The following is a 10,220-nucleotide window of genomic DNA, read 5'->3' on the forward strand; positions in this document are numbered from 1 at the left end:
CCCTCGAACCGCTCGTCAGCCTGTTGCCCAGAATCATCCGCGCCCTCTAGCTTCCCGCCGTCGCCTGCTTCGTCCCGCCCCGCGCTCAGTGTCGTTGCACGGGCGGCGCGAGCGCCGGACGGCCGAACACCACGACCCGGTCACGCCCTTCGCGCTTGGCCTCGTAGAGGGCCGCGTCCGCCGCCTTCATCAGCGCATCCGTATCGTCCCGGGGTGTTTCCAATGTGTGGTCGGCGATGCCGACACTCACGCTCAACCCGAAGGAAGCAGGGCGGCCGTCGCTCTTCTGCACGCCGACGGAATGCAGCCCGGTGCGGATGCGCTCGGCGAACACCGCCGCTTCCAGCGCCGTCTGGTGGGGAAGGAGCGCCACGAACTCGTCGCCGCCGAAGCGCGCCGCGAAGTCCGACTCGCGCAGATTGCCCTTGAGCTGGTTGGCCAGCGCGAGGATGGCCCGGTTGCCCACGTCGTGCCCCATCCCGTCGTTGATGGCCTTGAGGTGGTCCAGGTCGATGACCACCACGCTGAGCGGGTAGCCGTAGCGCTGGGCCCGGCGCAGCTCTTCTTCCAGCCGCACGGTGAGGGCCCGGAAGTTCGCCAGCCCCGTGAGGGCATCCGTCTGGGCGAGGATCTGAAGCCGCCGCTGCTGTTCACTCTGCCGCAGCGCCCGGTCGATCCGTGCCATCAGCTCCCTCGCGCTCGCCGGCTTGTGGATGAAGTCCACCGCCCCCATCTCCAGGCAGCGCTCCAGGGTGGCCTCGTCCGCGTCCCCGGTCAGGAAGATGACCGGCGTCGACTCCGTGCGGGAGTCCCGCTGCAGCGCCTCCAACACCGCCAGCCCATCCCCGCTGGGCAGGAATCTGTCCAGGAGCACCAGGTCGGGACGATGTTCGCTCGCCAACTCCAGCCCCACGCCCGCATCCGCCGCGCCCAGGACATCGAAGCGCGAGGCGAGCAGGTCCGACAGGCTCTCCAACACGCTCGCGTCATCCTCGATGACCAGGAGGAGGGACCGCTCCGAGGTGCGCCCTCGCCGTTGCATGAACCTCTCCGCTTCGTTGATCTCCCGATGATTCGCGGTCCAGAGGTCTCGGATGCCACGCCCCACCAGGTGCTCTCGCCGCCCCTGCGCCCCACGCGCATCCGCCACCGCCCGGTCCTGCGAGCACCCATCCCCACCCGCAACCTTCACCCGAGACCTCCGGCCGCCAGGCCCGACTGCTGTGCGCGGCGGGTGTCATCCCCGTCGGCGCGCGTGGGCGAAGAGCAAGCAGCATGCCCTTGGAGCAGGCATGCGGCCGGGAGTCATTTCAGGGGGTTGCGATGCGAACGCTTCCTCGCGACAAAGGCGGATCGGAAGTCGTTCCAGCGTCAGGGCAGGGGAGGCGGTAGGAATTCCCGGGCGAAGGAGGGCGCGCACGCCCCCCTCGCTCCTGGGATCAACGTCGGGTAACGAACTGCATGCGGCGTCCACCACCGCCCATGGGCGGCATCGTCGGCGGGGCCTCGAGCCCGAACTGCCACCACAGCGGCTCGTAGGGCTTCATCTTCAGCCGCTTGTCGTTCTGGAGCTGGGCGAGGCTGGCCTTGAGCTTCTCGTCCTTCGGGTTCTCCTCCACGCCCCGGCCGAGCACCTTGAGGGCCTCGTCCTTCTCCTTGTTCTGCAGGAGGCACCAGGCGTAGACGGCCCAGACGATGGCTTCCTTCTTCCCGCTCTTGGAGGCGGACTCGAAGGCGGTCTTCATCCCCGCGAAGTCCTTGCGCTGGTAGCGCAGGGCACCCTCCATGGCCTTCGCCATGTAGTTGCGGGAGCTGCCCTTGCTGAAGGCCGCCTGCGCCCCGTCATGGTCCTTCACCATGTACTTCAGCATCCCGATCTGCGCGTGAATCTCCGGACCCACCATGAACTGCCACTTGTCATAGACGAGTCCCTTCTCGAGCGTCTTCACGGCCCGGTCGACCCGGCCCTGCGCGTCCTTCTGACTGGTGGGCTGGGACTGGAGGTCCTGTTGCACCGTCGTCATGAGTGCCTGGATGCGGGTGGCGACCCGCCGGGCCAGGAAGATGAAGGTACCGAGTGCGGCGATGAGGCCGGGCACCAGGCCCGCCCAGATGGAGAAGCCGGCGAACTTCACCAGCAGCGCGACCACGATTCCCACTGCCAGCGAGATGAGCAGGTTGTACATGCGGGGGCCCTCATAGCGATGTGCGTCCGGCACCGCAATCTTCGGATGCATACGGGCGACCGTCGCGGTATACGTCTGGCCGCTTCCGTAACAAACGGCCCTCTGTCGAAATTGGTAGACGAGGCGGACTCAAAATCCGCTGCGGCTGACCCCGCGTCCCGGTTCGAGTCCGGGGAGGGCCACTTCCCGAAAGGGGTGGGTGACTGGCAGGGCATCGCCGGTTCCCCCGCCTGGGACCGTGGAGGACGTGCTCCGGTCAGGGGCGTTGGAGATACCCCGAGATGAAGGTTCTGCTGGTCGAGGACGACGCGAGCCTCCGGGAAGGCATGGGTGAGCTGATCTCCGACCTGGCGGAGGTGCGCTCGGTCGGCGAAGTGAGCTCGGCGCTGGCGGCCCTCGGCCAGGAGCGCTTCGACCTCGTCGTCACGGACCTGCGCATCGGCGGCGGAGAGTCGGGCGGGCGCTCGGTGCTGGAGGCGGCCCGGAAGGGGCGCCAGGCGGTGGCCATCGTCAGCGCGGCGTCTCCGGAGGAAGTGGCGCGGGCCCTGAGGCCCTTCGTCCCGGATGGCGTCCTGGTGAAGCCCTTCCAGATCGAGGACATCCTCGGGTTGGTGGAGCGCTTCCTGGCCGTGCACCGGAACGTGGAGCTGGCGTCGAGGGGACAGGTTCCCTCCGAGAGTGACTGGGTGGAGTGCGCGCCGGGTGTGCACCTGGCCTCGCCGGGCGGCAAGGCGGCGGGTGCCATCTGGGTGCGGCTGGCGGCGGCGGGGCAGTGGGCCTGGTCGGCCCGGCCTCGTGGGCGGGAGGCGGCCCTGTTGCTGGAGGGCGAGCTGGAGATCGAGGGGACACGCTTCGTGGCCCCGGCGACGTTCTTCGTGGGTGCGGACGAAACGCCCGAGGTGCGCACGCCCACCGGGTGTCTCGTCATCACGCTCGGCCTGGACGGTTGAAAGGGCAGGTTGGCACCCGTGGACACTGTTTGGCCTACAACTCCGCATGATGCGGCACGTCTCGGTCGTCCCTCGCGGAGGGCGGCGACGGCGGCGCTGGAAGCGCACATCGCGGTGCTGCGGGGAGATCCGCTGAAGGCCGCGCTGGCCAACGCTCTGCGGGACGCGGATGGGCTCGGAGGCCAGGAGCGGCGCTTCGCCGCGCTCGTCGTTCGCGAGCTGTCCCGTCATCAGCGCCTGTTGGACCTGGCGGCGAAGCTCCTGGGCCACCCGCCGGGCAAACTGGTGATGGTGGAGGACCAGGCCCTGGTGCGGTACGCGCTGTGGCGGCGCATCTTCTGTGGTGAGACCTGGGCGCGCATCGGCCCGGAGGTGCGACTGCCGGGCCCCATGAGGCCGCGCACCCTGAAGGACGAGGTGCTCCAGAAGGTGGTGGAGTCGGAGTTGCCCGAGGCGCCGCTGCCGGACTCCCACGCGGAGCGGCTCGCCATGCGGTACTCGTTCCCCAACTGGCTGGTGCAGAAGCTGGCGCAGGCGTACCCGGACGAAGCCACGCTGGAGGGACTGCTGTCGTCGCTCGACGAGGAGCCTGGCCTGCACTTCCGCGTCAGGCCTCCGGGCACGCGGGATGAAGTCCTGGCGGCGCTGGTGGAGGAGGGCGTCGCGGCGGAGGCGGTGCTCGCCGCTCCGGACGCGGTGCGCGTGGTGGATGCGAGCCATCGCGTCTTCGAGACGCGGATGATGAAGACGGGGCGACTTCAAGTTCAGGACGTGGGCAGCCAGCTCATCTCAGAGGTCTGCCGTCCGGTGGGCGGCTCACTGACGGGCCTCACCGTCGCGGATGTCTGTGCGGGCGCGGGCGGCAAGACGCTGGCGCTGGCGGACTTCGTCGGTCCCTCGGGACGGGTGCTCGCGGGAGACCGCTCCCGACGCCGGCTGGCCGAGGCGCGTGAGCGGGTGCGTCACTTCTCGCTGCGGCAGGTGGCCTTCCCGCATCCCTTGCCCCTGTCCGACGCGGACGTGTTGCTCATCGATGCGCCGTGCAGCGGCACGGGCTCACTGGCGCGCGAGCCGGATCAGAAGTGGAAGCTCACCGCGCAGGAGATCGCCAAGTACCAGACGACGCAGTCCGAGCTGCTGGAGGAGGTCTCCCGGCAGGCGAAGCACGGAGCCCTCATCGTCTACGCCACCTGCTCGGTGTTGCCGGACGAGGACGAGGCCGTGGTCGAGGGCTTCCTGGCGAAACATCCGGAGTTCACCCTGGAGCCTGTCTCAGACGTGCTCGGAGCGGAACGGGCCGCGCTGGCGGCCCACGGGCCGTACCTCAAGTCCCTGCCACCCAAGGTGCCAGGGGGCGGGTTCTTCGCCGCGAGGCTGCGCCGGACGACGGGGCAGGGTTGACAGTCCACGAGCCCACACGCTACGCCAGTATTGGTTCTTCAAGGGGTGTCACCCACGTGGCGGCCGACGCGAAGCAGTCCGAGGTGGTGAAGCAGATCAACGAGGCCTTCCAGGCGGCGCAGGCCCGTCTGGCGCAGTTGCGCGAGGCGGTGGAGCGCAACACCGACCTGGCCCGCGCGAACGCCAGGGCCACCGTGCTGAAGGACCAGAAGGACCGTGCTCTCAAGGAGCTCGGTGACCTGGTCTACCGGCAGATCCAGAAGGGCAGGCTGGAGCTTCCCGCGGGCTTCGCGTCCGCGCTCAAGGCCATCGAGGCGGCCGAGCAGGCAGCCGAGGCGCATGCTCGCGAGCTCACCGATATCCTTCGGGAAGGTGAGGAAGTCGCCGAGCGGTTGAAGGTTGGAAAAAACGCACCGAAGCCTCAAACAGTTCTTGGCCCTGGGAACAAGAAACGGTAGAAGGCACGCACTTTCGACGTCGGGCCGCAACCCAAGGCGGCCAGCAGCAAAAGACGGGGCTATAGCTCAGCTGGGAGAGCGCTTGAATGGCATTCAAGAGGTCACCGGTTCGATCCCGGTTAGCTCCACTCTGAAGTAGAAAGGCCCGCCCGGGAAACCTGGCGGGCCTTTTTCATTTCCGACAGGCGGTCGCGAGCGATGGACCCGGTTTCGCGCCGGGCCCTCACGCGGCTTCCTCGGGTGCGTGACCGACGACTCCCCGGAGCTGCTCCGCGCTGGCGTCCCGTCCTCCGCATTCTTCCAGGCACGATTCGAGGTCTCGGCGATGTCGCGACGTGGTGAACGTGGCCCCTTCGACGCTACTCACTGTGGCGCGGCACGGGGACATGGGGACGCGATGGACGAGGACTCTCGACAGCGGACGAAGTTGGTCGGTGACTGTGCCCTGGCGAAGGAAGATGCTGCGACGTCGCGGGCTTCTCGGATATGGGGGCCCGCGAGAGGCCGAGCAATGCGCAGACACCTGGATCGAGGCGTGGCAGTGGCGCTGGTGCTCGCGGGTGGGCTGTCGGCCGCCCAGCTCACCCCAGGCTCGGCGGGGCAGGGCGGTGGCTCGACGCCGGGAACGACGGGGACCTCGGGCAGCTCGACGCCGGGGACGACGGGAACCACCGGCAGCGGTCAGTCCGGGACGGGAACCGGGACAACGGGAAGCCCCACGCCCACGCCCACTCCCACTCCGAGCACGGGGACGCCGACGCCTGGCGCCGCCGCGCCGCAGGCTCCCGCCACGTCGACGGGCTCGACGGGAGGCACCACGCTTCCTCCAGGTCCGCCGACGATTGCGCCCGAGACGGTGGACAGCTCCACGAACCCTTCCGGGGGCCGCACGGTGTCTCCGGCGCCCATGCGAGAGACCGCGCGCGAGGCGCAGCAGGCCAAGGAGGGCGTGGCGCAGGTACCGGATGCGGACGCCCCGCCCGCCAAGGCCGCGCCCCTGACGTTGGGGCAGTTGGTGGAACGGGCGCGCGCGACGGACTCCCGCGTGGAGGAGGCGAGCGCGGAGCTGCGCAAGTTCCAGGCGCTCTACAAACAGGCGAAGTGGGCCTGGTTCCCCAAGTTCGAGATCTCCGTGGGCGCGGGAGGCCCGGTGCCCGAGGCGCGCAATGACGGCGTCGGCGGCCCGCCCACCACCGAGGCGTCCTACGAAGGAGACTGGAACCTCGGCAGGGTCGGCATGACGGTGTTCTCCTCTGGAAACGCGGTGCTGCCGCTCTACACGTTCGGCAAGCTGACCGCGCTGGAGAAGGCGGGCGCGCAGGGTCCCATCCTCGGCGCGGCGCTGCGCGAGCGGGCCCAGGACGAGGCGGGCTTCCAGGCCGCTCAGGCGTACTTCAGCTACCAGCTGGCGCGCTCCGGGGTGCAGCAACTCGAGGAGGTCTCCAAGCGACTGGAGGACGCCGCCGAGCGCATCGCCGCGCTCCTGAAGGAGGAGTCACCCCAGGTGACCCAGGTGGACACGTACAAGGTCCGCTTCTTCCGGCAGATCGTCGAGGCCAAGAAGGCCGAGGCGATTCAAGGGCGCGCGCTCGCGCTGACCGCCATCGGCGTGCTGGCCAACGCCACTCCCGGCGCGTCGGTCGACGTCGTGGAGGAAGAGCTGGCGCCCGAAGCGGAGGTGCAGCCCCCCTCGCTGGAGCGGGCGGTGGCGTTGGCCGAGCAATACCGGCCAGAGTTCACCGCCATCGCCGCGGGCATCGTCGCGCGTGAGTCCGAAGTGCTCATCCGTGAACGGAGCTACTTCCCGGACCTCGGGCTCGCGGGATTCTACGACGTGCGATTCACCACCAGCGCCACGCGGCAGCGCAGCCCCTTCGCGTATGACCCGTACAACGATCGCACCGCGGGCCTCGGCCTGGTGATGCGGGGGACGTTCGACATCCCCATCAAGGACGCGCAGTTGGATCAGGCGCGGGCGGAGCTCGACAAGCTGCGCGCCCAGGAGAAGCAGATTCGCGCCGGCATCCGCCTGGAAGTGGCGAAGGTGCATGGCGAGCTGGTGGCCGCGTGGTCTCGGGCCCGGGCGTATACGGACGCGGAGAAGAGCGCGCGTCGCTGGGTCACCTCCGCGTTCGCCGCCTTCGACCTGGGGACGGGCGAAACGCGCGATTTGGTGGACGCCTTCACGGCCTATGCGCAGGTTACAGGCGACCGGTCGAAGAGCTGGTTCGACGTCCGGTTGGGAATGGCGGCCCTCGCCCGAGTCACGGGGACGCCACCCGCCCCGGGTGAATAATCGGGGCGCCGCGTCTGTCCGCTGTACCGTCCTCCTTCACGGAGTCGAAAAGCCATGATTGCTTCCCTGCTTGCCGCCACCCTGATCGCCGCGGCGCCTGGTCCCCTCTCGGTCGTCAAGTCTGGGAACGCGGATGTCCAGAAGGCCGCCAACGCTCCCGGCGCCACCGTTGAATCCCTCGCCAGCGTCGTCGAGAAGTTCGTCGACTTCCAGGAGCTGGCGAAGCGCGCCCTCGGAGACAAGACGTGGGCCACGCTCACGCCCGCCCAGCGCAAGGACTTCTCCGAGACGATGACGGGGCTCCTGCGCGCCTCCTATGCCCAGAAGGCCATTGGCCAGGCCCAGGCCGAAGTGAAGTACGGCAAGGAGTCCATCGAGGGCACCGAGGCCACCGTCAACACGACGCTCACCCTCAAGAAGGACCAGATTCCCGTCGACTACCGCCTGTACAAGCCGAGCGCCAAGAGCGACTGGCGCATCTACGACGTCGTCACCGACGAGGTGTCCCTCGTGGACACGTACAAGGGCCAGTTCCAGAAGCTGCTGAGCACCAAGGGCTTCGACGGCCTGCTCTCCACCTTGAAGACCAAGCGGGCGCAGCTCGAGAAGGAGAACGCGGCCAACTCGGCCAAGGGTTCCACGGGCGCAACGGGCTCGGCGACGGGCGGCTCGGCGGGTCCGACGAAGTGAGCTGACGCGAACCCCGCGTCACCGAAGCACTCCAGGCCGGGGCTCCCACGCGAGGGGCCTCGGCCTTCGTCTTTTCAGGTGCGCGCGAGCTGCTGGTACGACGCGAGGGTGCCGACGAGCCCCTCGGCCAGGGCAATGGTGGGCAGGAAGCCCAGCTCACGCGAGGCGCGCTCGGTGGTGCAGGTCCATGCCGCGGCGGTCATCTCCCGCACCTTGTCGCGGTTGAGGATGGGGGTGATTCCGCGCAGTCGGGCGATGACCTCGGACCCCAGGCCAATCATGTAGCCCACGCTGTCGGGCACGGGCAGCACGGTGGGGGCCTTGAGGCCCAGCGCATGGGCCACCGCCGCGCACAGCTCTTCCCAGGTGTACTCACGTCCATCGGAGACGGTGTACACGCCGCGCGCCGGGTCGGCCTTGTCCAGCGTGGGGCCTCGCTCGGCGGCCGCGAGCAGCGCGGTGTTCAGGTCATCGACGTGGATGAGCGAGTAGCGCTTGGGCCCGAAGCCGCTCTTGAGCGCCAGCCCTCGCTCCGCCATGGGAATCACGGAGGGGATGAACTCCACGTCGCCAGGGCCGTAGACCATGGGGGGCCGGACGATGACGGAGGGCACCCGGTCCGCGAGCTCGCGCACGGCCTCCTCGCCCCCCAGCTTGCTGCGGCCGTAGACGGAGACGGGCGCCGGAGGGTCCTCCTCCCGGCGCGGACGCTCCGGTGTGGACGGCCCCGCGGCGGCCAGCGACGAGCAGTAGACGAGCCGGGGAGGGCGGGGCAGTGACGCCATGGCCTCCGCGACGCGGCGGGTGCCATTCGCATTGCCCTCGAAGTAGCCCGCGGGCTCCCGGGCCTTGGTGACGCCGGCCAGGTGCAGGACACAGTCGACGTCGCGCACGGCCTCCGCCAGGCCCTCGCCCGTCGTCAGGTCTCCCACGGCGAACCGGGCACCGAGCGCCGCGAGCGCGTCGCGACGAGAGCTGGAGCGCACGAGCGCCGTGAGCGAGTCACCCCGCTCGACAATGCGGCTCGCGAGCCGATGGCCGATGAAACCAGTGCCACCGGTGAGGAGGAAGCGCACGAGGAGACTCCAGGAGGATTACAGCGGGCGCTGGTAGATGCGGTACGCCTTGGAGCGCTGGCCACCCATCGACTCGATGGCGCGGTTGACGAGGTGGTTGTCCTCGAGCGTCCAGGAGATCTCTCCACCGGAGTACCCGAGCCGGTGCGCGGTGCGCAGCGTGTCCAGGTACAGGATGGCGTCCAGCCCTCGGCGTCGGTAGCCCTCCTTGATTCCGAGGGTGATGAGGCGCAGGCGGCGGATGCTTCGCGAGGCGAGCGCCAGCTTCACCAGGCCAATGGGCAGGCCGAACGTCGTCAGGCGCCCGTTGGCGGCCTTGAGCGCGTGGTTGGCGTCCGGCAGCGTCATGGAGAAGGCGACAGGCTCGCCCTTCACCTCGGCGATGAGCACCAGCTCCGGCCGGACGATGGTCTTCATGTCCTTGGCCAGGTGGTCGAACTCCCGGTCCGTGAAGGGCACGAAGCCCCAGTTCTTCTCCCAGGCCGAGTTGTAGATGTCGCGGATGCGCTCGACCTCGTTGGCGAAGTCCTTGAGGTTCACCGCGCGCACGGTGATGCCCTCGCGCTGGCGCATCTTCTCCGCGATGCGCACCACCTTCTCCGGCGGCTCCGCGGACGAGGACAGCTCGTAGGCGAACAGGTCCTTGGCCTTCACCAGCCCGCACGCCTCGATGAGCGACGCGTAGTAGGGCGGGTTGTACGGCATCATCACGGCCGGCGGCGAGTCGTGCCCCTCGATGAGCAGGCCCCAGTCCTGGTTGGACGAGAAGTTGGCCGGCCCGAGCATGGCGTCCAGCCCGCGCTGCTTCAGCCACGCCCCCGCCGCGTCGAGCAGCAGTCGCGCGACGCCCGCGTCATTCACGCACTCGAAGAGGCCGAAGAAGCCCTCCTTGGTGCCGTGAATCTCCTGGTGACGTGGGTTGCGGATGGCGGCGATGCGGCCCACCACCTCCTGGCCCCTCCGGGCGAGGAACAGCTCCACCTCGCCATACTCGAAGAAGGGGTTCTTCTTCGGGTCCAGGAAATCCTTGCGCTCCATCTCCAGCGGGGGGACCCAGTTGGGATCTCCCGCGTACAGCGAGGCAGGGAAGCGGATGAACGTCATCTGCGCCGCGGCGCCCCGCACGGGCGTCACCAGGACGTCGAAGGGGAGGGGAGGAAGGG

Annotated in this window: 9 protein-coding genes and 2 tRNA genes; 7 read left to right on the plus strand and 4 right to left on the minus strand. The window is 69.1% G+C overall.

The genetic code is table 11. The annotated features are described in order from the left end of the window. Nucleotides 1–85: 85 nt before the first annotated feature. Nucleotides 86–1,042, minus strand: a complete 957-nt coding sequence (locus tag HR086_RS39920) for a diguanylate cyclase (protein ID WP_141645883.1) — start codon at nucleotides 1,040–1,042, stop codon at nucleotides 86–88. A 397-nt stretch (nucleotides 1,043–1,439) separates the two neighbouring features. Then, nucleotides 1,440–2,186, minus strand: a complete 747-nt coding sequence (locus HR086_RS39925; protein WP_174468232.1) for a lipopolysaccharide assembly protein LapB — start codon at nucleotides 2,184–2,186, stop codon at nucleotides 1,440–1,442. A 96-nt stretch (nucleotides 2,187–2,282) separates the two neighbouring features. Here HR086_RS39925 and HR086_RS39930 point away from each other — a divergent pair. From HR086_RS39930 to HR086_RS39960, 7 genes are all read left to right on the plus strand, one after another. Then, nucleotides 2,283–2,368 (plus strand) — tRNA-Leu (locus HR086_RS39930). Between the two features lie 99 nt (nucleotides 2,369–2,467). After that, the gene (locus tag HR086_RS49480; RefSeq protein ID WP_141645863.1) at nucleotides 2,468–3,136 is read left to right on the plus strand and encodes a response regulator; all 669 of its coding nucleotides are present in this window, start codon (nucleotides 2,468–2,470) and stop codon (nucleotides 3,134–3,136) included. 114 nt (nucleotides 3,137–3,250) lie between these two features. Then, nucleotides 3,251–4,537 (plus strand): RsmB/NOP family class I SAM-dependent RNA methyltransferase, encoded by a 1,287-nt coding sequence (locus HR086_RS39940; RefSeq protein ID WP_141645885.1) that lies wholly within the window; start codon nucleotides 3,251–3,253, stop codon nucleotides 4,535–4,537. Between the two features lie 56 nt (nucleotides 4,538–4,593). Beyond that, nucleotides 4,594–4,995 (plus strand): hypothetical protein, encoded by a 402-nt coding sequence (locus tag HR086_RS39945; RefSeq protein ID WP_174455490.1) that lies wholly within the window; start codon nucleotides 4,594–4,596, stop codon nucleotides 4,993–4,995. 55 nt (nucleotides 4,996–5,050) lie between these two features. Beyond that, nucleotides 5,051–5,123 (plus strand) — tRNA-Ala (locus HR086_RS39950). 383 nt (nucleotides 5,124–5,506) lie between these two features. After that, the gene (locus tag HR086_RS39955) at nucleotides 5,507–7,291 is read left to right on the plus strand and encodes a TolC family protein (RefSeq protein ID WP_174462217.1); all 1,785 of its coding nucleotides are present in this window, start codon (nucleotides 5,507–5,509) and stop codon (nucleotides 7,289–7,291) included. Between the two features lie 54 nt (nucleotides 7,292–7,345). Continuing rightward, a complete protein-coding gene (locus tag HR086_RS39960; protein WP_141645866.1) occupies nucleotides 7,346–7,981 on the plus strand; it encodes a phospholipid-binding protein MlaC in 636 nt (211 codons plus the stop codon). Between the two features lie 74 nt (nucleotides 7,982–8,055). Here the strand turns inward: HR086_RS39960 and HR086_RS39965 are convergent, their stop codons facing one another. Then, entirely contained in the window at nucleotides 8,056–9,057 is a 1,002-nt protein-coding gene (locus HR086_RS39965; RefSeq protein ID WP_141645867.1) for an NAD(P)-dependent oxidoreductase, read from the minus strand. A gap of 18 nt (nucleotides 9,058–9,075) precedes the next feature. Continuing rightward, nucleotides 9,076–10,220: N-acetyltransferase (locus HR086_RS39970; protein WP_254626650.1), on the minus strand; the 1,145-nt coding region annotated here is incomplete at its 5' end.

It is taken from the genome of Myxococcus sp. CA039A, assembly GCF_013336645.1.
GTDB lineage: Bacteria > Myxococcota > Myxococcia > Myxococcales > Myxococcaceae > Myxococcus > Myxococcus llanfairpwllgwyngyllgogerychwyrndrobwllllantysiliogogogochensis.